The organism is Planococcus citreus, assembly GCF_003664125.1.
GTDB lineage: Bacteria > Bacillota > Bacilli > Bacillales_A > Planococcaceae > Planococcus > Planococcus citreus.
In genome coordinates this window covers 1,009,358-1,035,013 of the sequence record NZ_RCCP01000001.1, presented here as the reverse complement: position 1 = coordinate 1,035,013, position 25,656 = coordinate 1,009,358, and the positions used below count along the sequence as shown (strand labels likewise).

Genomic DNA, 25,656 nt, shown 5'->3' with positions numbered 1-25,656 from the left:
CCTTTATCCTACAAAAATTTTAAACACGCAATGACGCTATTATACGCCGTATTCCAGCAAGCATCAAAATTTTTACGCTATTACAAAAGTTTTTATAGTATAATCATACATGACTACTTATAAATGGGGGCTTCATTATGAAAATCACTCAAGCACGATTGCATGCAGTGCGCTTTCCTTTGCATGAACCATTCATCATTTCCTATGCGACTTATCCGGACATGCCGTCTTTGATTCTTGAATTGGAAACGGATAACGGCTTGGTCGGTTACGGGGAAGCGGTGCCGGATGAACATGTGACTGGCGAGTATTTTACGGCGAGCTACGAAGTGTTGAAGGAATTATTCCTGCCGGCTGTGATCGGCATGAATCCGTTCGATATTGAAGCAATCCATCATAAGATGAACGGGATTTTGGCGGGCAACCCGGCAGCGAAAGCCGCGGTTGATATCGCTTGCTATGACTTGATGGGGAAGGCTTCGGGACAGCCCGTCTATAATTTGCTCGGCGGCCAGTCGAAAGAGCATTTATCCTATCCGCGTGTCTTGAGCATCGAGTCGCCTGAAATCATGGCGAAAAAAGCGAAACAGGCCGTCGAAGCGGGATACGGATCGTTAAAACTGAAAGTCGGGGCAGGCAATGCCCAACTGGATGTGGAACGGATCCTGGCGGTGCGTGAGAAAGTTGGCCCAGATATGCCGATTCGTGTGGATGTCAACCAAGGCTGGAAATCAGTCGGGACAGCGGTTGCGGCAATCCGCCAGCTCGAAACAGCTGGACTCAGCTGGGTCGAACAGCCGATCCGCATGGGGGATATCCGTGGTTTGGCCGAAGTAAGACAGAAAACAGCAGTACCGATCATGGCGGATGAAACAGTCCAATCGATGGAAGATTTACTCGAAATCATCCGTCTCGATGCAGCCGATGTCATTAATATCAAATTGATGAAATGCGGCGGGATTTTCCATGCGGTGCAAATGGCGAAAACCGCTGAAGCTGCCGGTATGCTATGCCAGATCGGCTCGATGGTGGAGTCGTCCGTTGCATCTAGCGCCGGTTACCATGCAGCGATGTCGCGGATCAATATCGAAAGCACCGAGCTGACAGGGCCGCTTTTATTCAGTGAAGAAATCGGCGACTTGAAATACGAGCATCCGCATGTACTCTTGAGCGGCAAGCCGGGGCTCGGCATTGAAGTCGATCCGGAGAAGTTGAAGAAATTGACGGTCACATCTTGTACAGTGGGGGGCGATTTTGCATGACGGCAAAACCCCAAAAACTTAAAAAAAGCGGAGATAAGATTCCGCATACATATGCGATTTTATTTTTGATCATGATCGCGGCGATGGTCGCTTCGTACTTGATTCCAGCAGGGCAATACGAGCGGGAGGAAGTGGATGGGCGCACTGTCGTCATCGACAATTCCTTCGCGGAAGTGGAACAAAGCCCGGTTGGATTCTTTGAATTGTTCAAAGCGATTCCCACAGGGATGTCTGAAGCTTCAAGCATCATCTTCTACATCTTCCTGGTCGGCGGCGCATTTGGCATCATCCGTGCGACTGGGGCGATCGAATCCGGAATCGCCAAAGTAGTCGATCGGCTCGAGAAGCGTGAAAAATGGCTCATCCCGATCATCATGATCCTCTTTTCGGTACTCGGAGCCACTATCGGGATGGCGGAAGAAGTCATCATCTTCGTGCCGATCGGCATCGCGGTCGCACGGGCAATCGGTTTTGATGCCATGACGGGAACCGCGATGGTCTCGCTCGGTGCGGCATCCGGTTTTATCGGCGGCATGCTTAATCCGTTCACCGTCGGGATAGCGCAAGGCATCGCGGAATTGCAGATCTTCTCTGGGATCGGCTTCCGCTTCGGGGCATATATCTTCTTCCTCGGCTTCGCAATCTGGTACGTCATGCGCTATGCGGCGAAAGTGAAAAAAGACCCAACGCAAAGCGTTATCTATGAAATCGAGAAACGCGCACAGAAATCATCGACAAAAGACCAGGCGGAAGCGCTCGGTGCGTTTAATTGGCGCCACGGCATGGTGTTCGTGTTCTTGGCAGTTGGCCTTGGCATCAACGTCTACGGTGTATTCGAATGGGGCTGGTACTTGACGGAACTGGCCGCTTCGTTCGTCATTATCGGCTTTGCGGCAGGTCTTGTCGGCAATTTGGGCGTCAACCGCATGTTCGACGCCTTCGTCGACGGCATGAAATTGGTCGTCTTTGGCGCATTGATCGTTGGGTTTGCCCGCGCGATTCTGGTCATCATGGAGCAAGGCGTCATCATGGATACGATGATCCACGGCTTATCGAACGTCATCAGCGGCTTGCCGAATGCCTTAACGGTCATCGGCATGTTCTTCACGCAAGTCGTCATCAACTTCTTCATTCCTTCCGGAAGCGGCCAGGCGGCAACGACGATGCCGATCATGACGCCGCTGTCGGATCTATTGTCCATCGAACGCCAAGTAGCAGTGCTTGCGTATCAATACGGAGATGGCATCACCAACTCCATCATCCCGACATCCGCTGCTTTGATGGGTTATTTGGCGGTAGCCGGGATCCCTTATGAAAAATGGGTAAAATTCGTTTGGAAATTGGTCGTCGGCTGGCTGGTGATTGCGCTCGTCGCACTCGTCATCGCCGTCATGATCGGCGTATCGTGAATGCAAAAAAATCCCCAGTGCTAAGTGCACTGGGGATTTTCTTTATTTAGATGGTGTCCGTGTCTTGAATTAAATTCAAGAAGCGTTTCGTGCGTTCTTCCTGAGGGCGATTGAACACTTCGTCCGGTGTCCCACGTTCAACAATCCGGCCGCTGTCCATGAACAGCACTTCGTCGGCCGCGCCTTTGGCAAAACGCATTTCGTGGGTGACGACGACCATTGTCATTCCTTCTTGGGTCAAGTCTTTCATGACCTGCAGCACTTCTCCGACAAGCTCCGGGTCGAGTGCGGAAGTCGGTTCATCAAACAGCATGACTTTCGGTTCGAGCGCGAGCGCGCGGGCGATGCCGACGCGTTGTTGCTGGCCACCTGACAGCTGGTGTGGATACGAATCGGCTTTATCCGACAGCCCGACTTTGTCGAGTAGCGCCAATGCCTTTTCTTTTGCCTGTGCTTTGTCTTTTTTCTGGACGGTGACAGGCCCTTCTAAAATATTATCAAGTGCCGTCATGTGTGGAAACAGATTGTAATGTTGAAACACCATCGCCGATTGTTTGCGGAAGGCCATGATTTGTTTTTTCGACATCGGTTTCGAGAAATCAGCGACAAGCCCCCCGATTTCAACCGTTCCATCACTTGGCTTCTCCAAAATATTGAGGCAACGGAGGAAAGTGGTTTTTCCTGAACCGGAAGGGCCGATGACGACGATCGTTTGCCCTTTTTCGACGTCGAGGTCGATGCCTTTCAGCACTTCCAGCTCGCCGAAGCTCTTATGCAAGTTTTTAATTGAAATCATAATAAACTCCTATCTATGGATCGATCTGGATTTAACGGGAAACATAACGGTCAAAACGGTTTTCCAATCGTCCTTGGACGAGTGATAGCAAGAAGCAAATGATCCAGTAGATCAATGCCGCCTGCCCGTAAAGAAGCAGGAATTCATAATTGGTCGCCGCGATTTGCTGGGCGACGCGGAACATTTCCGTCACCAAGATCAAGGCGGCAAGAGACGTGTCCTTGACCAGGCTGATGAATGTGTTCGAAAGCGGTGGCACCGAAACGCGCGAGGCTTGAGGCAAGATCACGCGCCGCAAAGTTTGGGAATAGGACATGCCGATCGTATCGGCTGCTTCCCATTGGCCTTTTGGAATCGACAAGATCGCCGCACGGATGACTTCCGAAGCGTAGGCGCCGACATTCAAGGAAAATCCGATGACGGCGGCCGGAAATGGGTCGATGGTGACGCCGACTGTCGGCAAACCGTAGAACAGGATGAACAATTGAACGAGCAGCGGGGTGCCACGGATGATCGAGACATAGACGCGCGCAATCCATTGCAGAACCCGGACGGTGGAAATACGGGCAAGCGCCGTGACGACCGCCAGGAATAGCCCGAGGATAAAAGAAATGACCGAAAGCGGCAAAGTGAATTGCACAGCCGCTTCGATCAAAGGCAAGAAGGAGGACTGGGCGATGTCGCCAAGCCGTTCCAACCGTTCAGGGTTTGAGAAAATACTATTCAAGTACATTTTCGCCGAACCACTTATTGGAGATTTCTTCGTATGTGCCGTCTTCGATCATTCCAGCAAGTGCCTCATTTGCTGCTTCAACGAAGGTGTCGTTGCCTTTTCGGAACAATAACGCGCTTTGTGCTGCATCGCCGGATTCATCGACGACTTTAATGCCCGCATCCGGACGCTGGTTCTGGAAATCAAGGACCGTCAAGTTATCGTTGACTGTCGCATCGACACGCCCTGATACCAATAATTCGATTGCCTGGTTAAAGCCTTCAACGCCTTCAAGCTCTGCACCGTAAGAAGTGGCCATTTCTGCGTAGTTACTTGTCAATGACTGCGCCGAGAGTTTGCCTTCCAGATCATCGAAGCTTTGGATTTCTTCATTGCCTTCAGCTACGACGAGAACGGCGGTCGAAGTGATGTATGGATCTGAGAAATCATAGCTTTCCTGGCGTTCTTCGTTAATGCCGACTTGGTTGGCGACCATGTCAAAACGCTCGGCATCAAGACCTGCGAACATGGCATCCCATTGCGTTTCAAGGAATTCCGCTTCGACACCGAGGCGGTCTGCGACTTCACGGGCGATTTCCACGTCAAAGCCTGTCAATTCCCCGCTGTCGTCATGGAACGTGAAAGGCGGGTATGTCCCTTCAGTGCCGATGACCAAAGTTCCTTCTTCCTGGATTTCAGCGAGCAAGTCCGTTTCGCCTTCTGTGCTGCTGCCTGATTCTGTATTGTCTGCGTTATCGGAAGAGCCGCAAGCTGCTAGGAATAATGCAGCTGCACCGATTGGCAAAAATGCCCATTGTTTCTTCATCGATGGTTCCCCATTTCGTTAAATTATTGCCTTTATGGCGTTGTTGTTCTATTTAAGCACAATAAAGCTTACCTGTATAGTAGGTTTAATCGCCTGACTAAAATAAGCAAAAGCCATTGTTTTTTTAAAGAGAACAATTTATAATGACTCTAACGAAAAGCTTGATATGAAAGCGTTTAGAAAGATTTAAATGTCTTTTTAGAGCGGACAAATGTTTTATAGAAAAGGAGTGCTTGAAAAATGAAACGAATCATGGTGACAGGAGCTTTAGGGCAAATCGGCTCGGAGTTAGTAGGCAAATTGCGCGAAACATATGGTGCAGAAAATGTATTGGCAACGGACATCCGGCCGTCCGATACTCAAGACGGGCCTTTTGAAATTTTGGACGTGACGGATGCAGAACGCATGCTGACGTTAGCGCGTGATTTTAATGCCGATACGATGATCCACATGGCGGCGCTATTGTCTGCAACTGCAGAAGAAAAGCCGCTGCTCGCTTGGAACTTGAATATGGGCGGATTGGTCAATGCCCTTGAAGCAGCCCGCGAACTCGGTATGCAATTTTTCACGCCAAGCTCGATCGGCGCATTCGGCCCCTCAACGCCGAAAAACGACACTCCGCAAGACACGCTTCAACGCCCGACGACGATGTATGGCGTCAACAAGGTAGCAGGGGAATTGCTTTGCGATTATTACTTCACGAAATTCGGCGTCGATACCCGCGGCCTCCGTTTCCCTGGCTTGATCTCGAACGTTGCGCCTCCAGGCGGCGGAACGACAGACTATGCCGTAGATATCTATTACCAGGCAATTGAAAAAGGCAGCTACACTTCCTATATCGCACAAGGCACCCGCATGGACATGATGTACATGCCGGATGCGCTTCAGGCGATTGTCGACTTGATGGAAGCCGATGCGGATAAGCTCGTCCACCGTAACGCATTCAACGTCACGGCGATGAGCTTTGAACCGGAAGAGATTGCAGCATCGATCCGCAAGCATATCCCGGATTTCAAATTGAGCTATGATGTCGACCCAGCGCGCCAGGCGATCGCTGCCAGCTGGCCGGATAGCATCGATGCCAGTGCCGCAAAAGATGAATGGAACTTCAAAACGGAGTATGACTTGGATGCCATGACGGCAGACATGCTGGAAAAATTAAAGCAAAAATTACAGCAAGCATAATAAAAAGGCGCTTTTCCAAAACCGGAAAAGCGCCTTTTCTATAGCTTGATTAGAATAATAGGTGTGCCACGCCGACAACGATCGGTAAAGCAATGACTGTACGCAAAAGGAAAACGACGATCAAATCGAAAATATTGACCGGGATTTTGGAGCCGAGCAACAAGCCACCGACTTCAGACATATAGATCAATTGCGTAACAGACATGGTTGCCACGACAAAGCGTGTCATTTCGGATTCGATGCCTGCCCCGAGAATAGCCGGAAGGAACATATCGGCAAAACCGACGACCATCAATTGCGCGGCTTCTGCAGCTTCAGGGACACCGAGAAGGTTCAAATACGGTTCAAACGGTGCGCCGAGAATGACGAAAGTGGAAGTGTACTCCGCAAGAATCAAAGCGATGGTACCGAACGCCATGACGACAGGCGCTACGCCAATCCACATATCCAGCACGTTCTTCATGCCATCTGAGAAGAAATTGGCAACAGAGCGGTTGCGGTCCGCTTTTTCGAGTGCTTTTTCTATACCGTGTGATGCCAGTCCTTGTCCATTTGGCACGTCTTCAGAAACGGAGTCCTGCGGCGAGCCGTCCATGAATTCCGTCTTTTTCTGTGCAAGCGGATAGATGCGCGGCATGATGAGTGCCAATATAACCCCTGCCAGAATGACAGTACCGTAATATGGAAGGAAATATTCGCCAAGGCCGATTTCTTCAATGACGACAATGGCGAATGTGATGGAGACGACAGAAAATGTCGTTCCGATAATCGCGGCTTCACGCTGCGTATACTTATTATCTTCGTATTGCTTGCTGGTTAGCAGGACACCGATCGTGCCGTCGCCGACCCAAGAGGCCAGCGCATCAATAGAAGAACGGCCAGGAAGGCGGAACAGCGGGCGCATGATCTTGACCATCATCGTCCCGAAGAATTCAAGCAAGCCGAAATTCATCAAAAGCGGTAAGAACAGTCCGGCAAACAGGAAAATCGTGAATAGGAACGAAAGCAATCCGCTTCCTGATAACAACAGGCCGCCAGTATTTTCGTTCCAAACCGGTTCAGGCCCGACTTGGAATAATACCATGAAAGCAAAAACTGCAGCGACAACCCGTGTCAATGTCCAGAACAAGTTGACGTTGAACAATTTCTCGAAAAATGGAACGGTATCAGAGGTGTTTTCCTTTTTGCCGATAAAGGCCAAGGAGCCGACTGCGGCAATCACCAGAATAACAAGAACGACCCAAGGGACAAACGATTCGATTGCACTGGCCATAAGACCCGCAAGCACGGCAATCGTGACTTTCCATCCTTCATCAGTCGGGATGGGGATCAGGAACAAAAGGATCCCCAGGAAAGACGGAATCAGGAATAATAACCAAGTAGAAGCTGAAAACTTTTTCAAAATAGTATTCCCCTTTTCTCTTTATTGTATGAATAAACGCAAATTATACTAATTATACAACACTTTCCCCTTTGGAACCGCTGTCATTAGTAATGTTTATATTATCTGAAAACAGCAGAAAATAATAGTATTTTTAAGAAAGAAAATCTTATTGCTGAATATGGATAATATTGGGGGCTGTCATAGAACCTGGCAGCTGACCCTCTTTCCCTCTTAATAGCAAGAAAATCCCGCGCCGCATCTCTGAGAGACATGCGGCGCGGGATTCGGTTCAGGGAGTTATTCGAAATCCTGGTCCCAACGGTAAGTGTAGAACCGTTCCAGGGTCAGCCAGTTTTCGGTTTCGGTGTCGCCGTTTTGCAGTTTGTGCTCCATTTCCTCGAGCATCCAGGCAGTTTGCGAAATGTGGGCTTTCATCGAATTCATCTTATGCTCGCGTACAGGCTTGATATCGTAGACGATATCAGGCTCACCGAGCACATCGAGTGTATTGTTGGCGAACGCCACGCAATGAAGTTTCGGGCGGTCTTCCATGCGGCGTACAGCACGAACTACAGCACGTGCCGTTGCTTCGTGATCAGGATGTACCGCAAAATCCGGGTAGAACGTGATGATCAGTGAAGGGTTGGTTTCTTCAATGAGCTCTTCCATCATGCGCACCATTTTTTCATCGTCTTCGAATTCCAAAGTCTTGTCGCGTAAGCCCATCATGCGAAGATCCGTCAAGCCCATCGCTTCGGCGGAGGCGAGAAGTTCTTTCTTGCGGATGGCAGGCAAAGATTCACGCGTTGCAAACGGCGGGTTGCCGAGATTGCGGCCCATTTCGCCAAGTGTCAGGCAGGCGTATGTAACAGGCGTTCCTTGTTGGATATGGGTCGTAATCGTTCCCGACACTCCGAACGCTTCGTCGTCGGGGTGGGGGAAGATGACCAATACATGTCGTTCTTTCGGGATGGTCATTAAAATTCCTCCTTAATAGCTGAACGGTGTTTCGCTGAGTTGCAGCGCCACCGCCAATTTTCCGGTTCCGTCGTGCCCTGCGAGCAGCAAGCGGCTTTCTTCATCAATTTCAAAATGCGTAATGCCTTGTGCGTATACCCAGCCTTGCGGGAGTTTCAGCCCGACACGGTGCGGGCTGTCGCCGACGACTTTCCCCAGTTCGAAGTTGATGACGACATTGCGGATGAATGCCCCGGCGTTGAAAAAGCCTTCATTGAAATGGCTGGCGTAGCTGCCATTCGTTGTTTCCAGGTGAAGGTAGACATCCTTGCCGACGAATGAATCGATCGCCGCTTGGAGTTGGTTGACTTCTACTAGTTCCATGGTGTGCCTCCTAATTAAATCGGTATTCTAATAGTATAAGGAACTCTGCAGATGATTGCGATTAGTACGCTCTGCTTTATGAAGAATGATAGCAGAGTCCGCTTTAAACTATCTTGGTGAGGGTAAAGGAACAAATTAAAAAAAGGAGGGCGCCGGGGCACCCTCCTTTTGTATCTTATTCAATTACAGTTCCACAACTTCCACTTCAGCTTTGTGGAATTTATTCGCAGCTCCGTGCATGACAGGGCCAACGTATTCGTTTAGCTTCCAGCCGTGGGCAATCGCTGTAGAGACAAAGATTTTCGCGTTGTAGACCGCGTCTTTGACCGATTGGCCGTTGGCAAGATTGGCCGTGATCGCCGCAGCGAACGTGCAGCCGGCGCCGTGGTTATAAGTCGTATCGGTTTTCTCGGCCGTCAACAGGTAATGCTTTTCTCCGTCATAGAGAAGGTCGGCCGCTTTTTCGTGCTTCAATTGCTTGCCGCCTTTGATCACGACGAACTTTGCACCGTGTGAATGGATTTTTTCCGCAGCTTTTTGCAGGTCTTCGACCGTGTGAAGTGTGCCGAGTCCTGACAATTGGCCGGCTTCCACAAGGTTCGGTGTTACGACTTTTGCATGCGGCAGCAAGTATTTGACCATCGCATCGACGTTTTCAGGGAAGAGCACTTCATCTTCGCCTTTACAAGCCATGACCGGGTCAATGACAACATCGGTAATGCCGGATGCTTCGATGGCCTTGCCAGCCATTTCGATGATATCGACAGTCGGCAGCATGCCGGTTTTCAAAGAGTCGATTCCAGTCGAGAATGCTGTTTTCAACTGGGCATCTAGTGTATCGAGCGCGATCGGATGGATGCCATGGCTCCAATGGTTGTCCGGGTCCATCGTGACGATGACCGTCAAAGCGTTCATGCCGTATGTGCCGTGTTCCTGGAACGTCTTCAGGTCGGCCTGGATGCCAGCGCCGCCGGAAGTATCGGATCCTGCAATGGTGAGTGTCTTTTTGAGTGTCATAAGTCAATCTCCTTTAGGCTATTTAGTCATTGAGCTAATTTTATAGAAATTTTGCGCCATTTACAACGGTTTGGGCCTGTGCGGCCAAGCCAATGCCAGGACGGTCGCAATGGAAGCGAGAGAAAATAACAGCGTGATGCCCCCGATGACCCAATGGCCGCTAGTGAATAGGCCAATCGCCATCACCAATGTTAAAATGGCTGCTAGAACAATCAAGCCGATCAGACAGCCCATGCCGGCGCGTTTAGCGCTTTCGGGTGCGCTATCGCCTTTCGTTTTGGAAATATCAGAAATCCTTTGACGCCAGTCTGCCATGTATATTCCGCCCCTTTTCTCCATCGTAACACGGCGGGGTGGCGAATTGAAGCGCTTGCAGAGGAAGAAGACTAGAGAAAAAGAGAACGGGTATTGAAAAGAAAAGTTATTTGACGGAGGAGTAGATATCATGACCAAGCAAATTTTCAGCAACGACTGGCAGGAAATCTTAGGGGAAGAATTCGGCAAAAGCTATTACAAGGAGTTGAGGGAGTTCTTAAAAGACGAATATGCCAAAGAAAGCATTTATCCGGTAAAAGAGAATATCTGGAATGCCTTCGAACATACGGCTTATCAAGATGTCAAAGCAGTCATCCTCGGGCAAGACCCCTACCATGGGCCGAATCAAGCGCACGGCTTGAGCTTTTCCGTTCAGCCAGGCATCGCACATCCGCCGAGCCTGCGCAATATCTTCAAGGAACTCGAAGACGACATCGGCTGCGAGAAACCGGTGGACGGGACCTTGACGAAATGGTCTGACCAAGGGGTGCTCATGCTCAACACGGTCCTGACGGTAAGGCAAGGGCAAGCGCATTCGCACCAGAAAAAAGGTTGGGAGCAGTTCACGGACGAAGTCATCCGGAAATTGTCGGCACGAAAAGAGCCGGTTATTTTCATTTTATGGGGCAAACCGGCACAGATGAAAAAACGCCTGATCGATACCGAACGCCACGACATCATCGAAGCACCGCATCCGAGCCCACTCAGTGCACATCGCGGATTTTTCGGCAGCAAGCCGTTCTCAAAAGTGAACAAGCTGTTACAATCGCGCGGCGAAGAACCGATTGATTTCTGCCTGGACTGACGAATCCGGCAGGCACGTGGTAAACTGGGTGGGACTAACAGCGAGAGGGGCCATGACACATGGGCATCGAAACGACACGCATTTTAGACGAAATCGATAAGCATACAGCCCGCGCGCGAGGGAGCGAACCCGAAAAAATCCGGGAATCCCTTGCCGCAATCCGAGCCTTATGCGACCTGCTTCTCGAAGACGGCATGCAAGCGCCAAAGAAACCGCGCGCCATGCCGCTTCAGACGGAACCGGTGAACCGGCCGCAGTCGGTTCCCGCGGCCACGAGGCTTCAGGAAGAAGGGGCGAACGGCGATTCGCTTTTTGAATTTTAAATGGAAAGAGGACGAAACAAATGAAATTTTTCTTGATAGCGGGAGCGGTCAATGGACTGCTCGCAGTCGCTTTCGGCGCTTTCGGGGCGCATATGCTCGAAGGCCGCGTAGCGGATAAATATTTGGATACATGGCAGACAGCGGTGCAATACCAAATGTTCCATTCCATCGGCTTGATCGCCGTCGCCATTTTGATGAGTTCCGCGCTCATCGGCCCGCTCGGTTCACTGAACTGGGCTGGGTATTTGATGCTTGCCGGAATCGTGATTTTCTCGGGCAGCTTGTATGTCTTGAGCTTGACTGGCATCAGCGTGCTTGGCGCCATCACGCCAATCGGCGGCGTCGCATTCATCGCAGGATGGATTATGGTCATCATCGCGGCGTCAAAGGCATTGTAATGATAAGGAGAAAGCTGCCTGCATGGCAAATGCAGGCAGCTTTTTATATTGGCAAGAACATTTCCATTGCTCAGAAGAATGGAAATTTTAGCAGATTACGTTAAGTTTTTGTAAATATGTTGTATCCCTATTACGGGTAGTCATACAATGGATAAGGTTTGATTAACGGATAAGGGTGTAGATACATATGAAACAGCAAGCACATATTTTTGATATACATGTCATGAGGGCAGTCGGCTGCTTGATGGTCGTGCTCGTTCATGTATCCGCATTGTATTATGTTCAGCGCGGGGAATGGGAGGATGTCATTTTATTCCTCAACCAGGCGAGCCGTTTCGGGACACCGATCTTCGCTATCGTCAGCGGTCTGCTGTTATTTTTGCAAGCAAAAAACAAAGGGTTTTTCTTCCAGCGCTTCGTTACGTCGCGTCTGCAGAAAATCGTCATTCCCTTTCTGTTCTGGACAGCCTTTTACTTGTTTTATTTGTGGGTGGTCTTCGGGGCAAACCCGCTGGACGCAGGAATCAAGCGTTTTTTGTTTGAAGTGGCGTTTGGGGAGACGTATTCCCATCTTTATTTCATTTCCATCGTGCTGCAATTTTATTTGATTTTTCCTTTGCTGCAATTGATCAAAGGAAAGGCGGCTTGGATCATAGCACTGGCTGCATCGGCTATTGTTCACGTTTACGCGATGAAGATTATGGACCCATCGCAATTTGACGGCCTGATTGGGATGATTATGGAGCAGCGCGCCTTTTTGCCGAAATGGATTTTCTTCTTCATCTTCGGCGGTTTTCTCGCCAATAACTGGGAAGCGGCGAAACAATGGGCGTATAAATGGCGAGTCGGTTTATTCATCGGGGTGCTGTTGATTCTTTATTTCGCGGCAGTCGAATATGAATGGGGACGATACATAGGTTCCAACCGGGTTTCCAATATCATCAATTTGCCGATCCTCATTTTGTTCATCATGGCCATTTCCGAGAAAGTGGCACGAAATCCGTTGCTTCATACGCTTGCTTCAAGGCTTGGTGCGATGTCGATGGGGATCTATTTGATCCACCCGTTCGTCATCAATATGCTGCAGCGAAATTTGCCGGAAGGCGTATGGACGCTGTCGTTGTTTCCAGTGTGGTATGTGGTGGTCATGGCCATCACGGTCGGGATCATCATGCTCGTCCAGAAATTGCCGTTCGGCCGCGTCGTATTGACGGTGCCTTCTGTCAAAAAGGTCAAACCGGCCCCGGATAACGGAAACAAGGGCTTATCGGAAGCTTGACCGATGTCTTTAAGATAAGCGAATTACCTAAAAAAGTTGCTTGCAGCACAGTGCAGGCAACTTTTTTGTGGTCATTTTATGGGGTTTAACAATCGCCGTAACTTTTCAGGATCGTCCACTTTTAGCGCGATTTGTGACACTGCCCGTGTCTTTCCGAAAAATAGCACCGCTTGCTGGGGAGTGTAAAAATCGATCACTACTTGGGGTTCAGGCTCTTCAAAATCTTTGGCGACGAATTCCAATGCATGTGTTTCTGGTTTTGCGCCCCAACGCACCGTTTCAATCGAATCGAGCGGTACGCTGATTCGTTTGTTCAACCCTAACGAAACGTTCAAGTTCCCGTTGCGGATAGTCAAAGGATTTAAGCGGGTGGCTTGGATGTCGCCGATGAAATAGATGACGCTATAGACATTCAAGACCAGCAGGACAATAGAAAGTAAAGCGGATTTATCGTGGAGCCACCAATGGATGCCGATGGTCTCAATGATAATGGCATGAATGAGCATGATATTAAAAGCGATGGAACTCGTGTTTTTATGGAGCGTAATGGCTGATGGGCCTTCTGGAGGCTGTTTTTTCCACGTGAAAAATGCGTAGTAAAACGCGAGCGCTTCAGACAGGATGATATGAATGAGCGGATTTGGCTTGATGTTCGCATGCACTGCGGGAAACAAGGCAAAAAGTGGACTGGCGGCATGGTTGCGCATGGAGCGCCGGATTTTTGGAATGTGGATGAGCAATAGGCCAAGCAGAGCTAGTTCTGCCGCCAATACGAGCACCTCGATTCCGACCCCTATATAAAATAAGGGGGCGAAGGGTTCGAAATACAGCGCAGGGATGATGATGCGCGCAGCAATCAGCCCCGCGGCTAGAACGGTAAGCAATTGTTTAGCATTTAGACGAAAAGAAGCGAGCATCAATAAAGGGATGACGACACCGAAATCAACCAACGAGCCGGCAACGAGCCAAAAGGCATCTTCCGGTATCACATTGGAAGAAATAGGAGAGCGGTAAATCAAGAGGTTGCTGGTCAGTACGAGAAGCAAGAAAGCGAAAGCCCATTTTGCATAGTTTGTCTGGCGCATTACGAACATACAAACACCTCGTTTTTCTTTTAATATACCCTATGAAACACAAAAACACCCTGAAGAAATGTGGCGAAAAAAGGAATTGCGAGTCTATTTTCGTAGGTAATGAAACGCGTGCTACAGACGGAAAAGCACCGCATCCAGTTAAAGGATGCGGTGCTTCGGAGAAATTTATACTTCTAGGAATTTTACGGTTTTTTCTTTGTCGAGAATCGTGCCGACGTAGAATGAACCGAATTCGCCGTAGCGGGCGGATACTTCATCGAAACGCATTTCGTAGACAAGCTTTTTGAATTGGAGAACGTCTTCTGCAAACAAGGTGACGCCCCATTCGTAATCATCGAATCCGACAGAACCGGAAATGATCTGTTTGACTTTGCCTGCGTAGCTGCGGCCGATTTTGCCGTGTGACAGCATCAAATCTTTGCGCTCTTGCATCGGCAGCATATACCAGTTGTCGTTGCCTTCGCGGCGCTTATCCATTGGATAGAAGCAAATGTACTGCGAGCGTTGAAGCTCTGGGTACAGACGCGAACGGACATGCGGGTTTTGGTAAGGGTCTTCGTTGCTTTCGCCTGACAGGTAGTTCGACAACTCGACGACAGAAACATAAGAATACGTCGGCACTGTGTAGGCGATCAAGGTCAATTTATTGTATTCGGTTTCGAGCTCGCGCAATTCATCCATCGTTTCACGCAAAAGCATGAGCATGAGGTCGGCTTTTTGGCCGATAATGGAATAAAGGGCGTGGGCACCGGTTTTGTTTTCGTCAGCTTGGTTAACTTTTTCCATGAACGTATTGAACTCGTCGATCGCGAATTGGCGCTCTTCGTCGTCGAGCATTTTCCACGCGACCCAGTCCATTGAACGGAAATCGTGGAGCACGTACCAGCCGTCTAATGTAATTGCTGCTTCATTCATCAGTAGAACACTCCTTTTATGTGAATCTCTCTTCCACAGTTTATCATATGAAAGATATAAGTTCCTATCCGAATGGGGCCTGTCACCAATTTGACATGGGCATAGCGCCTTTTCAGCCTCCACTGAAAAGGGTAAACTGAAAACAGCGAACTCAAAAAGAGGAGAATGACAGCATGGCTTTATTTATGGAAGAGAAAAAATGGCGCTTTTGGGATCAATCCTTGAGCGCACGCAAACGTTCGGCGCTCGAATCGTTCGCGGCGGATGACACGCTATGTGAACTGGTCGGCTCGCAGAAAAGCCCGCCGACCGTCCGGACTTGGGTGCATGATGACACCGTCGTTCTTGGAATCCAGGACCACCGCTTGCCTCATATCGATCAAGCGATGGCGGTCTTAGAAGACAATGGCTACCAAGCAATCGTCCGCAATTCCGGCGGCCTGGCCGTCGTCCTCGATTCCGGCGTGTTGAACATTTCCATCGTCCTGTCGGAAAAAGAAGGCGCCATCGATATTCCGCAAGGTTACGATATGATGGTCGAACTCGTCGAAGCCTTGTTTCCGGAAGCGGAAATCGACGCCTACGAAATCGTTGGCTCGTATTGCCCGGGCAGCTACGACTTGAGCATCGGGGGCAAGAAATTCGCCGGCATCTCGCAGCGCCGCATCCGCCGCGGCATCGCGGTGCAAGTATATCTGTGCATCGAAGGAAGCGGCGCAGGGCGGGCGGAAGTGATCCGCGAATTTTACGAAGCGGGCAAGCAAGGGGAAGAGACGAAGTTCAGCTACCCGGAGATCCAGCCAGAGGTGATGGCGTCACTCAGCGAACTGCTCGGCCGCGACATCACCGTTCCTGAAGTGGTGCTCGATTTGCATGCGCTGCTTGGCTCGCCGACGCCGATGCCGCTTCAGGAAGAAGAGTTTGAATTGTATTCGTTTTATTTGAAACGGGTGCTTGAACGCAATGAAAAAATGCTCGAACGGACGCTTGAATGAGCGTTCGTTTCGTGTAAAATAACCAGTACGATTCGAGGAGGAGTGCCCGTGAGCTACGCGACTCAGAAATTAGCTGAAGAAAAAGTGTTCAAAGATCCGGTTCACCGGTATATCCACGTGCGCGACCAAGTGATTTGGGACCTCGTCAATTCGAAAGAGTTCCAGCGCCTGCGCCGCATCAAACAACTCGGGACATCCTACCTCGTCTTCCACGGCGCGGAGCATAGCCGTTTCAACCATTCGCTCGGCGTCTATGAAATCGTCCGGCGCATTTCAGACGATGTGTTTCACGGCCGGCCGGAATGGGATGAAAGCGAGCGCTTGACGGTCTTATGTGCAGCGCTGCTTCACGACCTTGGGCATGGCCCGTTTTCGCATTCATTTGAAAAAGTGTTCAATGTCGACCATGAGGAATTCACGCGCGCGATTTTGACAGGCGACACGGAAGTGAACAGCATCTTGAAAAAAGTGTCGCCTGATTTTCCCGGCCAGGTGGCGGAAGTCATCGCGAAAACGTATTCCAATAAACAAGTCGTCTCGCTCATCTCCAGCCAGATCGATGCCGACCGGATGGATTATTTGCAGCGCGACGCGTATTATACCGGTGTTTCCTATGGCCATTTCGATATGGAACGCATCTTGCGCGTCATGCGGCCGCTTGATGACCAAGTTGTCATCAAGTCGAGCGGCATGCACGCGGTCGAGGACTATATCATGAGCCGTTACCAAATGTACTGGCAAGTGTATTTCCATCCCGTCGCCAGGAGCGCGGAAGTCATTTTGCGGAAGATTTTGCAGCGAGCCAAAGAATTGAGCGAAAGCGGCTACGAATTCCAGCAGCCGCCGACCCATTTTCTCGCCTTTTTCGACCGCAGCTTCACGCTTGCCGATTATTTGGCACTGGATGAGGGTGTCTTGATGACTTATTTCCAGTTGTGGATAAACGAGCGCGACCCGATCCTCGCCGACCTGTGCGACCGTTTCGTTAATCGCCGTTTGTTCCAATATGTCGATTTCGATCCTGGGACGGATTATAAAAAACTCGGGGAGCTTTCGGCTTTGTTCAAGAAAGCGGGCATCGATCCCGAGTATTATTTGATCGATGATTCGACTTCCGATCTGCCCTATGATTTCTACCGGCCGGGGGAAGAGGAAGAACGCCTGCCAATCCAGTTATTGATGCCAAACGGCGATATTAAGGAACTCTCAAGGCTGTCGCAGATTGTAGACGCCATTTCCGGTAAACGCCGAACTGATTATAAATTGTACTTTCCAGCGGAACTGCTCATCGACGGCAAGAAAAAAGCCATCAAGCAGCAAATCCTGGAGATGCTTAGAGAAGGAGGGATTTAGTTGCTCCAAGAACATGCAAGAATCGTCGATTTTATCGCGACGGCCGAAGGAGTAACCGGCCGAAAGAAACTGCAGAAAATGGTCTATATCATGAAAAAGCTCAATGTCCCGTTCAAGGAGAAATACGAGTTCCATATTTATGGGCCGTACTCAGAAGAATTGACGGCGCGGATCGAAGAATTATGCGATATGGGCTTTTTATCGGAAGCGCTTGAAGACAAAGGTTCCTATGTGCAATATAAATACGCCGTAACGGATGAAGGCATGGAATTCCGCAATGCCGTCGGCGCTTCCATCCCGAAAAATCCTGAAGCCGCCGCTTTGCTCAATGCCAAAAGCGCGCGTTTCCTGGAACTGGCCTCGACACTTTTATACTTCGGCCATATGGAGCGCGGCAAACAAATTGCCAAACTACATAGCGTCAAAGGCAAACTCAACTTCACCGAAGCTGAAATCGAAGAAGCTTACCGCTTTCTAGACGAACTCGAACAATTGAAACTTTCGTAAAACCGCACGCAATGCTATAGTCGATTATACTGTTTTTGTATTCAGCATAAGTAGCTGAGATGGTGATGAAATTTCTATTCATCCCTCAAACTAGAGACGGAGCGAAAGGGAGGCCGACGCCTGGGGGACCGCGCGGGCTGGCGAGACAAAGGCGGTGCTCTTCCGCCTTGGCTCAACACCCGCCCCATTCCCGGGCAGCTGAAAACGCGACGTCCTGTCGCATCAGCTGCATGACTCGCTTCCTGCGAGCCTCAAGCAGTCCCTGAAGCGCAGTCGAATAGCGGAAGGTGCAGTCAGATGAGCCCATTCATTTGCGCATAAAAAAAACTCCCCTCGGGGAGTTTTTCTCTACTCGTCGTTCAACAGCTTGCCGTTGACCGCGTATTCGCTTTTCTTCAAATCTTCGAGGAATACAAAAACCTTCTCTGGCGGGGCATCGATTGTTTCAGATACAGCGGCAGTGACCTTTTCGACGAGTGCGCGTTTTTGCTCGTCTGTGCGGCCTTCGAGCATTTTTACAGTTACGTATGGCATAATGGATGCAGCTCCTTTTCATTGGATGTTAGGCTTATCATATCAGAATGGAGGAATTGTACAAATGGCAAATGAAGAAAAGCCCAAAAAGAAATTGGGATTCACTATTATAAAAGACGATCCGACAGACGGGCATAAAGGCTACGGCATCGGTTCCTTGTCACTTGAGAACGTGTCACCGCTCATCATCGACGTCGAAGAACAAGACGCGGTGCTTGATATCGGCGCGATGCATGCGAGAAGCCAGACGGAACGTGGCATCAAATTCACGACCAACCGCGAAGATTCCGCAGGCGGAAAAGATTATTGGCTCGTGTGGATCACGATCGACTTCAATCCGGCAGGCCCTTATTATGCCGGCGTCACCGCATGTGAAATGGTCGTCAACCGCGAGAAGCGGCGCGGCTATAAAATTTTGGCGGATCACGTCAATTTGATGGATAAGTCGATGAAGCGGAAAATCATCGTCGACCATATGGACGCACCGTCGAAAAAAGTGCTCTCCGAGTATTTGAAGACCCACAACCCTGAAATGTGGGAACGCAGCCTGGAACAATTGCACAATGATTTGTCACAATAAGGCTGGATTTTTGAACGAAATGTGAAAGATGAAATTCGGTTCTTCCGGCAGTTGAAGTTGAGCCGAAAAAAAAGTAAACTGAGAGTACAGCTTTTCAACTAGAAAGCTAGGACACCTGATAGCGGGCAAGTGCTATGAGCCATTGCGACAAACCCAAGCCCAATGCCTCATGTCACTTTCTCCGCGCCCATCAGGCCAAAAAGGTTTTCTGTGCAGGGAATCGATTCCCTTTGCAGAAAGCCTTTTTGCATGCATGAAAACAGAATCCCTGTTAAGTCTTACAAGGGGGGTCTCGTCCGCATTCGCCATGCATAGTCCACGCCAAATCGGGTAAAGAAAAGTGGCGGAAAAGAGTATTGCACTTTTGCGGAAAACACTTATACTTTGTAAAGTGATTTCAATCTGATAAATAAAGGAGTTTGATTATACATGGCAGGATTCTGGTATACCGAAAAACAAACTGAAAACTTCGGCATCACAATGAAAATCAATAAAACGCTTCATACAGAACAAACGGATTTCCAATATTTAGAAATGGCTGAAACAGCCGAATGGGGCAATATGTTGTTCTTGGACGGCATGGTCATGACTTCTGAAAAAGACGAGTTCGTCTATCACGAAATGGTGGCGCACGTCCCGTTGTTCACGCACCCGAACCCGGAGAACGTATTAGTCGTTGGAGGCGGAGACGGCGGCGTCATCCGTGAAATCCTGAAACACCCTTCTGTCAAGAAAGCGACGCTTGTCGATATCGACGGCAAAGTCATCGAGTACTCGAAAAAATTCTTGCCATCGATTGCATCCGGTTTGGAAGATGCGCGCGTTGAAGTAATCGTCGGAGACGGCTTCATGCACATCGCGGAATCGGAAAACGAATTCGACGTCATCATGGTCGATTCCACTGAACCGGTCGGGCCGGCAGTGAATTTGTTCTCGAAAGGCTTCTACGCTGGCATCTCGAAAGCCTTGAAAGAAGACGGCATCTTTGTGGCACAATCGGACAACCCGTGGTTCACACCGGACTTGATCAAACAAGTGCAAAGCGATGTCAGAGAGATCTTCCCGATCACGAAACTATACCTTGCGAACATCCCGACATACCCGAGCGGTCTGTGGTCGTTCACGATCGGTTCGAAAAAATACAACCCGCTGGAAGTGCCAGCTGAGCGATTCCACGAAATTGAAACAAAATATTACACGCCGGAATTGCACAACGCGGCATTCGTTTTGCCGAAATTCGTGAAAGATTTGACGGGTGAATAAGATGCGTTTTGACGAAACCTATTCAGGAAAAGTGTTCATCAAAAGCCATCCGAATTATGAAGAGTCGAAAGCGGTGCTCTACGGCATGCCGATGGACTGGACGGTCAGCTACCGCCCGGGATCGCGTTTTGGCCCGAATAAAATCCGCGAAGTCTCGATCGGGTTGGAAGAATACAGCCCGTACCTCGACCGCGAACTTGAAGACGTGAAATTCTTCGATGCAGGGGATATCCCGTTGCCATTCGGCAATCCGGAAAAATCCCTTCTCGAAATTGAAACGTATGTGCATACGCTGTTGGCAGACGGAAAAATCCCAATGGGCATGGGTGGCGAGCATTTGGTGTCATTGCCGGTCATGAAGGCAGTCGCGAGCCAATACGACGACCTTGCCATCATCCATTTCGATGCGCATACAGACCTGCGTGAAAACTACGAAGGCGAAGAATATTCGCATTCAACGCCGATCCGCAAAATCGCGGATCACATCGGCCCGAAAAATGTCTACTCGTTCGGCATTCGTTCAGGAATGAAAGAAGAATTCGAATGGGCGAAAGAGCAAGGCATGCATTTGTACAAATTCGAAGTGCTCGAGCCGTTAAAACAAGTACTGCCGACACTCGACGGCCGTCCGGTCTATATCACGATCGACATGGACGTGCTCGACCCAGCGCACGCTCCTGGAACGGGAACAGTCGACGCTGGCGGCATCACATCGCGCGAACTGCTTGCGTCCATCCATGCCATCGCAGCATCCGGCGTCAACGTCGTCGGCTTCGACCTCGTTGAACTCGCGCCAGTTTACGATCATTCGGATCAAACGGCTAACACCGCGAGCAAACTCATCCGCGAAATGATCCTTGGGTGGGTTAAATAAGAAAAGCGGAAGCGCCTGTTCAGCTCCGACAGGCGTAAGACGAATGACCGAAGCGGCGCTCTTTGCCGCACAGGGCAGTCGGCTTACGACCCGAGGAGCTAGGCGCTGCAGCTAGACTAGAAGAACAGCGGAAGCGCACACGCGATTCCAACCTACACAAAAGCCGGCCTGGCGTTCAACAGGCCGGCTTTTGTACGTTTTCAAGATAGATGTTTATACAATCAGTTTTAGAGAAATGGTTAAGATACTAAGTAAAAAGGAGGAGGCGGCGAAATGCATGATTTTAATGAGGTGTTCATCCAGATTCTGACGCTTTTGGCGATTGCAATTGCGGTGGTCGGGGTAGCGAGAAAACTAGGCCAACCCGACACGATTGCACTGGTTTTAGTCGGCTTGTTACTTGGGGTCAGCAATCTACCGTTTCCCTTGATTGACCATGCAGAAGCGTTCATAACGCAGTCTGAAGTGTTCCAAGTCATTATCATTTCCTTATTTTTGCCGATTCTCTTGGGGGACGCGACGCTCAAGCTTCCTTTTCATCACTTGTATCAACAGAAGAACACAGTCCTTGGAATGGCGCTTGGCGGAACATTTCTATCGTTTGTACTGATTGGTTTCTCGGCGCATTACCTACTGGGGCTGCCCATTGCCGTCGCATTTACCTTTGCGGCATTGATGAGTGCGACAGATCCGATCAGCGTCCTGTCAATCTTCAAATCGGCTGGGGTTTCGCAGAAGCTGTCGACTATCATGGAAGGTGAATCTTTATTCAATGACGGAATCGCCATCGTCCTTTTCCAGATTTCCTCTATTTACTTGCTGACGTACATAGAAATGGGGTGGGCAGGTGTAGGAAGCGGCGTGTGGATGTTTTTAAGATTTGCGGTGGGTGGTGTATTGGTCGGCCTGATTCTTGGATTCATTTTTTCCCAGGTGATCCGCTTTTATGACGACTATCCGTTTGAAATTGCGGTCTCCGCATTATTATTTTTCGGCAGTTATTTTATTGCGGAGCAACTCCATGTGTCGGGTGTTATCGCCGTAGTAGCAGGTGGATTTGTCTTTGGTGATTATGGCGGAAGAATTGGGATGTCGGAAACGACCGAACGCAACATCAATTCCTTTTGGGATGTCATCACTTTGATTGCCAATTCGCTTATCTTCCTGATTGTCGGGTTGGAGATCCGCAATATCGATTTCATGGGGCAATGGGGCATTATTGCATTAGCAATTGCTATCGTCATTATCGCAAGAATCATTGCACTGTTTATCAGCACAATGCCGGCGAAGAGCCTGAACAGGAAAGAACGGATTTTGCTGAACTGGGGTGGATTGAAGGGCAGTTTATCAATTGCCTTGGCTCTCAGTCTCCCGTCTAGTTTCGAAGGAAGGGAGACCATTTTACTGTTAACTTTTTCTGTCGTGCTATTCTCCTTAATTGTCCAGGGGTTGACGATCAAGCCTTTGATTGGCAAATTGGGACTAAAAGAAAAGGTTTCTGGAGAAGATGCACATTAAACGGGCTGGCTTGAGAAATTCAAGCTAGCTTTTTTTATGCAAGTAAATAGAGCTTTATCATTTGAAGGTATCGGATAAAAATATTTTGGATTTTGCAGCAATCTTCAGGAGCTAAGACGAGTAGTCCGGCTGCTGGTTATTTCGCATAATGTCGAAATTGAAACTTAATTGAAAACACCCGTCAATTCGGGCTATAATGAAACGGTTATGAACAAACGGAGAGGCGGATGCATATGAAAAAATCGGTGAAAATCAAATTAACGACGATCATCCGCCAGCCGGGTGCCGAAGATCAAGTGATGGAGCTGCGTTCAGAAGGTGTCCTGACCGAGAAAAATGGTCGTCGCTATCTGCAATACGATGAGCGGCAAGACGAGCTCGATATCCGGACAACGGTCAAACTCGGCGAAACTGATGCGGTTGTGATGCGCAGCGGAGGCTTGCAGATGCGCTTGCCATTCCTGCTGGATAAAGAGCAGACCGGCAATTTGCGCCACGGGGAAGAATCGTTCATGCTGACGACCAAAGCGCATGAACTCATCATGACGGAAACCCGTTTCAAAGTGCGCTATGATCTAGCGCTCGGGAACGATTTTGCCGGCGAATACGAAATGGAAATACAGTTTACGGAGGGAACCAAATGAACGCAGTAGAACAAGTGCAGCAAAACATTAAACAGGCGATTGCCGAAGCGGTCCAAAAAGCGGGTCTTACAGAAGAACCGGTCCAGGTCCAATTGGAATCACCGAGAGATAAAGCGAACGGTGATTATGCGACGAATGTGGCGATGCAATTGACGAAACTTGCGAAAAAGCCGCCGCGCGCAATCGCAGAAGCCATTGTGGAAAACTTGGATACACAGTCAGCGAAAATCGAAAAAGTCGAGATCGCTGGCCCAGGATTCATCAACATTGTCATCCAGAAAGATTACTTGAACGACGTGATCAAAACCGTACTGGAGCAAGGCGAGGAATACGGCTGCTCGAAATCGGGCAACAGCCAGCGCATTCAAGTCGAATTCGTTTCCGCAAATCCGACAGGTGATCTACATTTGGGCCATGCCCGTGGTTCTTCTGTCGGCGATTCGATGTGCAATATCCTGGACCTTGCCGGCTATGACGTGTCCCGTGAGTATTACATCAACGATGCGGGCAACCAGATCAATAATTTGGCTTTGTCGATTGAAGGGCGTTATTTCGAAGCGCTTGGCAAAGGTGAAAGCATGCCTGAAGATGGCTACCGCGGGCAAGACATCATCGATATCGCTGCGGCACTCGTTGAAGAGCACGGTGATAAATTCCTTCATATGACAGAACAAGAACGTTATAAAGCATTCCGTGAACACGGCTTGAAAGTGGAGCTTGCGAAATTGCAGAAAGACTTGGCCGATTTCCGCGTCCATTTCGATGTGTGGTATTCGGAAACTTCCCTTTACGAAAACGGCAAGATCGACGCGGCATTGAAAAAACTGCGCGACAATGGCCATATTTACGAAGAAGACGGCGCCACTTGGTTCCGCTCGACAACATTCGGTGATGACAAAGACCGTGTGCTTATCAAAAACGATGGCACCTACACCTATTTGACGCCGGATATCGCTTACCACGAAGACAAAATCCAGCGCGGCTTCGACAAGCTCATCAATATTTGGGGAGCTGACCACCATGGCTACATCCCACGTATGAAAGCGGCAATCGAAGCGCTTGGCTACGACCGCGATACGCTTGAAGTAAGCATTATCCAAATGGTGCAATTGTATAAAGATGGCGAGAAAATGAAAATGAGTAAACGTACCGGCAAAGCCGTTACGATGCGCGAATTGGTCGACTTGGTCGGACTAGACGCGGTCCGTTATTTCTTTGCGATGCGTTCTGGCGATTCGCATATGGATTTCGACTTGGATTTGGCCGTTTCCCAGTCCAACGAAAACCCAGTTTATTATTCCCAGTACGCACATGCGCGCATCTGCTCGATCTTGCGCCAGGCAGCGGAGCAGAACTTCACCGCTTCCACTGAGCACCTGGAGCTGTTGACGGACGAAAAGGAAATCGAAGTATTGAAGAAAATCGGCGATTTCCCGCAAGTCATCGCAGATGCTGCAAAACTTCGTGCGCCTCACCGCGTCACGACGTATATCCACGAATTGGCGTCGAACTTCCACAGTTTCTATAACGCCAACAAAGTATTGGATGCCAGCAATGAAGAATTGACGCGTGCGCGCCTTGCCTTGATCGAAGGGGTTAAGACGACACTCGCAAACGCTTTGAAGACAGTCGGCGTCCAAGCTCCTGAAAAAATGTAGAAGACAATTAGAACTTTCGGTGTATAATGGAGTCATCAAATCAACTGAATAGCAATCATGAAGGTGCTTATGTCTAAGAACATGAGTTAAAAGGGAAGCCGGTGCGATTCCGGCGCGGTCCCGCCACTGTATGTGAGAGCGAACTGCAACAAGCCACTGGGAAATCCCGGGAAGGCGCAGCGAGCGATGATCACAAGCCAGGAGACCTGCCTTCATGAACACCGAACCGAAAGCTTGCGAGGACAGGCCGGACGCGCTTGTTTTTTTGCGAACCGTCCTGTTAGTCCCCCGCAGTTTCACTGCAGGGGACTTTTTTTAATGAAATGTGGAAGCGGCCGTTATGCCTCGACAGGCGTAAGACGGATGCCCGAAGCGGCGCTTTTTGCCGCACAGGGCAGTCGGCTTACGACCCGAGAGGCAGGCCGCTGCAACTGGACAAGAAGAAAAGCGGAAGTGCCCGTTCAGCTCCGACAGGCATAAGACGATCTGGCGAAGCGGCGCCCTTTGCCGCACAGCCAGAGTGGCTTATGACCCGAGGAGTTGGGCACTGCAGCTAGACATGAAGAAATGTGCAAGCGCCCAAAAGCGGAAGCTAAGCTAAATGCGCGACATCCTGTCGCAACGCTTAGCTGACCCACATCCTGTGGGCCCCCGACAGGCATAAGACGA

27 protein-coding genes and 1 riboswitch are annotated in these 25,656 nt (G+C 49.6%); of the genes, 16 read left to right on the top strand and 11 right to left on the bottom strand.

Annotated elements, in window-relative coordinates; genetic code table 11:
* Positions 1 to 137 precede the first annotated feature (137 nt).
* Positions 138 to 1,262, top strand: coding sequence for a mandelate racemase/muconate lactonizing enzyme family protein (locus DFR62_RS05110; RefSeq protein ID WP_121298447.1), 1,125 nt, complete (start codon positions 138 to 140; stop codon positions 1,260 to 1,262).
* On the top strand, positions 1,259 to 2,671 hold the full coding sequence (locus tag DFR62_RS05105; RefSeq protein WP_121298445.1) for a YfcC family protein: 1,413 nt from the start codon (positions 1,259 to 1,261) through the stop codon (positions 2,669 to 2,671). Before DFR62_RS05110 ends, DFR62_RS05105 begins: the two co-directional genes overlap by 4 nt.
* 46 nt (positions 2,672 to 2,717) lie before the next feature.
* Here the strand turns inward: DFR62_RS05105 and DFR62_RS05100 are convergent, their stop codons facing one another.
* From DFR62_RS05100 to DFR62_RS05090, 3 genes are read right to left on the bottom strand one after another with little or no spacing between them, the layout of a single operon-like run.
* Complete coding sequence (locus tag DFR62_RS05100) at positions 2,718 to 3,467, bottom strand: amino acid ABC transporter ATP-binding protein (protein WP_121298443.1); 750 nt, start codon at positions 3,465 to 3,467, stop codon at positions 2,718 to 2,720.
* A 31-nt stretch (positions 3,468 to 3,498) separates the two neighbouring features.
* Positions 3,499 to 4,200, bottom strand: coding sequence for an amino acid ABC transporter permease (locus tag DFR62_RS05095; RefSeq protein WP_121298441.1), 702 nt, complete (start codon positions 4,198 to 4,200; stop codon positions 3,499 to 3,501).
* On the bottom strand, positions 4,187 to 5,005 hold the full coding sequence (locus DFR62_RS05090) for an amino acid ABC transporter substrate-binding protein (protein WP_121298439.1): 819 nt from the start codon (positions 5,003 to 5,005) through the stop codon (positions 4,187 to 4,189). Before DFR62_RS05090 ends, DFR62_RS05095 begins: the two co-directional genes overlap by 14 nt.
* Positions 5,006 to 5,245: 240 nt before the next feature.
* Here DFR62_RS05090 and DFR62_RS05085 point away from each other — a divergent pair, with 240 nt between their 5' ends.
* Entirely contained in the window at positions 5,246 to 6,190 is a 945-nt protein-coding gene (locus tag DFR62_RS05085; protein ID WP_121298437.1) for an L-threonine 3-dehydrogenase, read from the top strand.
* Between the two features lie 49 nt (positions 6,191 to 6,239).
* Here DFR62_RS05085 and DFR62_RS05080 read toward each other — a convergent pair whose 3' ends face one another.
* The 5 genes from DFR62_RS05080 to DFR62_RS05060 form a co-directional block, all read right to left on the bottom strand.
* Positions 6,240 to 7,592: a YjiH family protein gene (locus tag DFR62_RS05080; RefSeq protein WP_121298435.1), complete on the bottom strand. Its 1,353-nt coding sequence runs from the start codon at positions 7,590 to 7,592 to the stop codon at positions 6,240 to 6,242.
* A gap of 279 nt (positions 7,593 to 7,871) precedes the next feature.
* A complete protein-coding gene (gene bshB2, locus DFR62_RS05075; protein ID WP_058382901.1) occupies positions 7,872 to 8,552 on the bottom strand; it encodes a bacillithiol biosynthesis deacetylase BshB2 in 681 nt (226 codons plus the stop codon).
* A 12-nt stretch (positions 8,553 to 8,564) separates the two neighbouring features.
* Positions 8,565 to 8,915, bottom strand: a complete 351-nt coding sequence (locus DFR62_RS05070; RefSeq protein WP_121298432.1) for a YojF family protein — start codon at positions 8,913 to 8,915, stop codon at positions 8,565 to 8,567.
* Positions 8,916 to 9,098: 183 nt separating this feature from the next.
* Positions 9,099 to 9,932: a pyridoxine/pyridoxal/pyridoxamine kinase gene (gene pdxK, locus DFR62_RS05065; protein WP_121298430.1), complete on the bottom strand. Its 834-nt coding sequence runs from the start codon at positions 9,930 to 9,932 to the stop codon at positions 9,099 to 9,101.
* A gap of 60 nt (positions 9,933 to 9,992) precedes the next feature.
* Positions 9,993 to 10,247 (bottom strand): hypothetical protein, encoded by a 255-nt coding sequence (locus DFR62_RS05060; protein WP_121298428.1) that lies wholly within the window; start codon positions 10,245 to 10,247, stop codon positions 9,993 to 9,995.
* Between the two features lie 130 nt (positions 10,248 to 10,377).
* Here DFR62_RS05060 and DFR62_RS05055 point away from each other — a divergent pair, with 130 nt between their 5' ends.
* The 4 genes from DFR62_RS05055 to DFR62_RS05040 all read left to right on the top strand — a co-directional run bounded on the left by DFR62_RS05055 (position 10,378) and on the right by DFR62_RS05040 (position 13,052).
* Positions 10,378 to 11,052, top strand: coding sequence for a uracil-DNA glycosylase (locus tag DFR62_RS05055; RefSeq protein ID WP_121298426.1), 675 nt, complete (start codon positions 10,378 to 10,380; stop codon positions 11,050 to 11,052).
* A 59-nt stretch (positions 11,053 to 11,111) separates the two neighbouring features.
* Complete coding sequence (locus DFR62_RS05050; RefSeq protein ID WP_121298424.1) at positions 11,112 to 11,375, top strand: YwdI family protein; 264 nt, start codon at positions 11,112 to 11,114, stop codon at positions 11,373 to 11,375.
* 20 nt (positions 11,376 to 11,395) lie between these two features.
* Positions 11,396 to 11,773 (top strand): DUF423 domain-containing protein, encoded by a 378-nt coding sequence (locus DFR62_RS05045; protein WP_121298422.1) that lies wholly within the window; start codon positions 11,396 to 11,398, stop codon positions 11,771 to 11,773.
* 187 nt (positions 11,774 to 11,960) lie between these two features.
* A complete protein-coding gene (locus DFR62_RS05040; protein WP_121298420.1) occupies positions 11,961 to 13,052 on the top strand; it encodes an acyltransferase in 1,092 nt (363 codons plus the stop codon).
* A gap of 71 nt (positions 13,053 to 13,123) precedes the next feature.
* Here the strand turns inward: DFR62_RS05040 and DFR62_RS05035 are convergent, their stop codons facing one another.
* A complete protein-coding gene (locus DFR62_RS05035; RefSeq protein ID WP_121298418.1) occupies positions 13,124 to 14,146 on the bottom strand; it encodes a beta-carotene 15,15'-monooxygenase in 1,023 nt (340 codons plus the stop codon).
* Between the two features lie 165 nt (positions 14,147 to 14,311).
* Positions 14,312 to 15,061: a hydrogen peroxide-dependent heme synthase gene (gene hemQ / locus DFR62_RS05030; protein WP_121298416.1), complete on the bottom strand. Its 750-nt coding sequence runs from the start codon at positions 15,059 to 15,061 to the stop codon at positions 14,312 to 14,314.
* A 173-nt stretch (positions 15,062 to 15,234) separates the two neighbouring features.
* Here hemQ and lipL point away from each other — a divergent pair, with 173 nt between their 5' ends.
* The 3 genes from lipL to DFR62_RS05015 are packed head-to-tail and all read left to right on the top strand — an operon-like array spanning position 15,235 to position 17,916.
* A complete protein-coding gene (gene lipL, locus DFR62_RS05025; protein ID WP_121298414.1) occupies positions 15,235 to 16,056 on the top strand; it encodes an octanoyl-[GcvH]:protein N-octanoyltransferase in 822 nt (273 codons plus the stop codon).
* Between the two features lie 48 nt (positions 16,057 to 16,104).
* Entirely contained in the window at positions 16,105 to 17,409 is a 1,305-nt protein-coding gene (locus DFR62_RS05020; protein ID WP_121298412.1) for an HD domain-containing protein, read from the top strand.
* Positions 17,410 to 17,916 carry a YwgA family protein gene (locus DFR62_RS05015; RefSeq protein ID WP_121298410.1) on the top strand — a complete coding sequence of 169 codons (507 nt, stop codon included), beginning with the start codon at positions 17,410 to 17,412 and terminating at the stop codon, positions 17,914 to 17,916. It abuts the gene before it with no gap.
* 348 nt (positions 17,917 to 18,264) lie between these two features.
* Here the strand turns inward: DFR62_RS05015 and DFR62_RS05010 are convergent, their stop codons facing one another.
* Positions 18,265 to 18,450: a 2-hydroxymuconate tautomerase gene (locus DFR62_RS05010; RefSeq protein ID WP_058382915.1), complete on the bottom strand. Its 186-nt coding sequence runs from the start codon at positions 18,448 to 18,450 to the stop codon at positions 18,265 to 18,267.
* 64 nt (positions 18,451 to 18,514) lie between these two features.
* Between DFR62_RS05010 and DFR62_RS05005 the strand changes: the two genes are divergently transcribed.
* The 6 genes from DFR62_RS05005 to argS all read left to right on the top strand — a co-directional run bounded on the left by DFR62_RS05005 (position 18,515) and on the right by argS (position 24,987).
* Positions 18,515 to 19,030, top strand: coding sequence for a YwhD family protein (locus DFR62_RS05005; RefSeq protein WP_121298408.1), 516 nt, complete (start codon positions 18,515 to 18,517; stop codon positions 19,028 to 19,030).
* 429 nt (positions 19,031 to 19,459) lie between these two features.
* On the top strand, positions 19,460 to 20,293 hold the full coding sequence (gene speE, locus DFR62_RS05000) for a spermidine synthase (protein ID WP_121298406.1): 834 nt from the start codon (positions 19,460 to 19,462) through the stop codon (positions 20,291 to 20,293).
* 1 nt (position 20,294) lies between these two features.
* Positions 20,295 to 21,167: an agmatinase gene (gene speB, locus DFR62_RS04995; protein ID WP_058382918.1), complete on the top strand. Its 873-nt coding sequence runs from the start codon at positions 20,295 to 20,297 to the stop codon at positions 21,165 to 21,167.
* Positions 21,168 to 21,440: 273 nt separating this feature from the next.
* Positions 21,441 to 22,685, top strand: a complete 1,245-nt coding sequence (locus tag DFR62_RS04990) for a cation:proton antiporter (protein WP_121298405.1) — start codon at positions 21,441 to 21,443, stop codon at positions 22,683 to 22,685.
* Between the two features lie 233 nt (positions 22,686 to 22,918).
* Positions 22,919 to 23,329, top strand: a complete 411-nt coding sequence (locus DFR62_RS04985; protein WP_121298403.1) for a YwiB family protein — start codon at positions 22,919 to 22,921, stop codon at positions 23,327 to 23,329.
* Entirely contained in the window at positions 23,326 to 24,987 is a 1,662-nt protein-coding gene (gene argS / locus DFR62_RS04980) for an arginine--tRNA ligase (protein ID WP_121298401.1), read from the top strand. The genes DFR62_RS04985 and argS overlap by 4 nt, the downstream gene beginning before the upstream one ends.
* A gap of 44 nt (positions 24,988 to 25,031) precedes the next feature.
* A riboswitch (cobalamin riboswitch) is annotated at positions 25,032 to 25,215 on the top strand.
* Positions 25,216 to 25,656 lie beyond the last annotated feature (441 nt).

Excerpts from the sequence above, each read along its gene's own strand:
- DFR62_RS05090 (WP_121298439.1), bottom strand. The coding sequence starts at position 5,005 with ATGAAGAAACAATGGGCATTTTTGCCAATCGGTGCAGCTGCATTATTC.
- DFR62_RS05110 (WP_121298447.1), top strand. The coding sequence starts at position 138 with ATGAAAATCACTCAAGCACGATTGCATGCAGTGCGCTTTCCTTTGCAT.
- DFR62_RS05040 (WP_121298420.1), top strand. The coding sequence starts at position 11,961 with ATGAAACAGCAAGCACATATTTTTGATATACATGTCATGAGGGCAGTC.
- DFR62_RS05100 (WP_121298443.1), bottom strand. The coding sequence starts at position 3,467 with ATGATTTCAATTAAAAACTTGCATAAGAGCTTCGGCGAGCTGGAAGTG.
- DFR62_RS05105 (WP_121298445.1), top strand. The coding sequence starts at position 1,259 with ATGACGGCAAAACCCCAAAAACTTAAAAAAAGCGGAGATAAGATTCCG.
- DFR62_RS05085 (WP_121298437.1), top strand. The coding sequence starts at position 5,246 with ATGAAACGAATCATGGTGACAGGAGCTTTAGGGCAAATCGGCTCGGAG.
- DFR62_RS05070 (WP_121298432.1), bottom strand. The coding sequence starts at position 8,915 with ATGGAACTAGTAGAAGTCAACCAACTCCAAGCGGCGATCGATTCATTC.
- DFR62_RS05010 (WP_058382915.1), bottom strand. The coding sequence starts at position 18,450 with ATGCCATACGTAACTGTAAAAATGCTCGAAGGCCGCACAGACGAGCAA.
- argS (WP_121298401.1), top strand. The coding sequence starts at position 23,326 with ATGAACGCAGTAGAACAAGTGCAGCAAAACATTAAACAGGCGATTGCC.
- pdxK (WP_121298430.1), bottom strand. The coding sequence starts at position 9,932 with ATGACACTCAAAAAGACACTCACCATTGCAGGATCCGATACTTCCGGC.
- DFR62_RS05005 (WP_121298408.1), top strand. The coding sequence starts at position 18,515 with ATGGCAAATGAAGAAAAGCCCAAAAAGAAATTGGGATTCACTATTATA.
- speE (WP_121298406.1), top strand. The coding sequence starts at position 19,460 with ATGGCAGGATTCTGGTATACCGAAAAACAAACTGAAAACTTCGGCATC.
- DFR62_RS04990 (WP_121298405.1), top strand. The coding sequence starts at position 21,441 with ATGCATGATTTTAATGAGGTGTTCATCCAGATTCTGACGCTTTTGGCG.
- bshB2 (WP_058382901.1), bottom strand. The coding sequence starts at position 8,552 with ATGACCATCCCGAAAGAACGACATGTATTGGTCATCTTCCCCCACCCC.
- hemQ (WP_121298416.1), bottom strand. The coding sequence starts at position 15,061 with ATGAATGAAGCAGCAATTACATTAGACGGCTGGTACGTGCTCCACGAT.
- DFR62_RS05095 (WP_121298441.1), bottom strand. The coding sequence starts at position 4,200 with ATGTACTTGAATAGTATTTTCTCAAACCCTGAACGGTTGGAACGGCTT.
- DFR62_RS05035 (WP_121298418.1), bottom strand. The coding sequence starts at position 14,146 with ATGTTCGTAATGCGCCAGACAAACTATGCAAAATGGGCTTTCGCTTTC.
- DFR62_RS05045 (WP_121298422.1), top strand. The coding sequence starts at position 11,396 with ATGAAATTTTTCTTGATAGCGGGAGCGGTCAATGGACTGCTCGCAGTC.
- DFR62_RS05060 (WP_121298428.1), bottom strand. The coding sequence starts at position 10,247 with ATGGCAGACTGGCGTCAAAGGATTTCTGATATTTCCAAAACGAAAGGC.
- DFR62_RS05055 (WP_121298426.1), top strand. The coding sequence starts at position 10,378 with ATGACCAAGCAAATTTTCAGCAACGACTGGCAGGAAATCTTAGGGGAA.
- DFR62_RS04985 (WP_121298403.1), top strand. The coding sequence starts at position 22,919 with ATGAAAAAATCGGTGAAAATCAAATTAACGACGATCATCCGCCAGCCG.
- lipL (WP_121298414.1), top strand. The coding sequence starts at position 15,235 with ATGGCTTTATTTATGGAAGAGAAAAAATGGCGCTTTTGGGATCAATCC.
- speB (WP_058382918.1), top strand. The coding sequence starts at position 20,295 with ATGCGTTTTGACGAAACCTATTCAGGAAAAGTGTTCATCAAAAGCCAT.
- DFR62_RS05050 (WP_121298424.1), top strand. The coding sequence starts at position 11,112 with ATGGGCATCGAAACGACACGCATTTTAGACGAAATCGATAAGCATACA.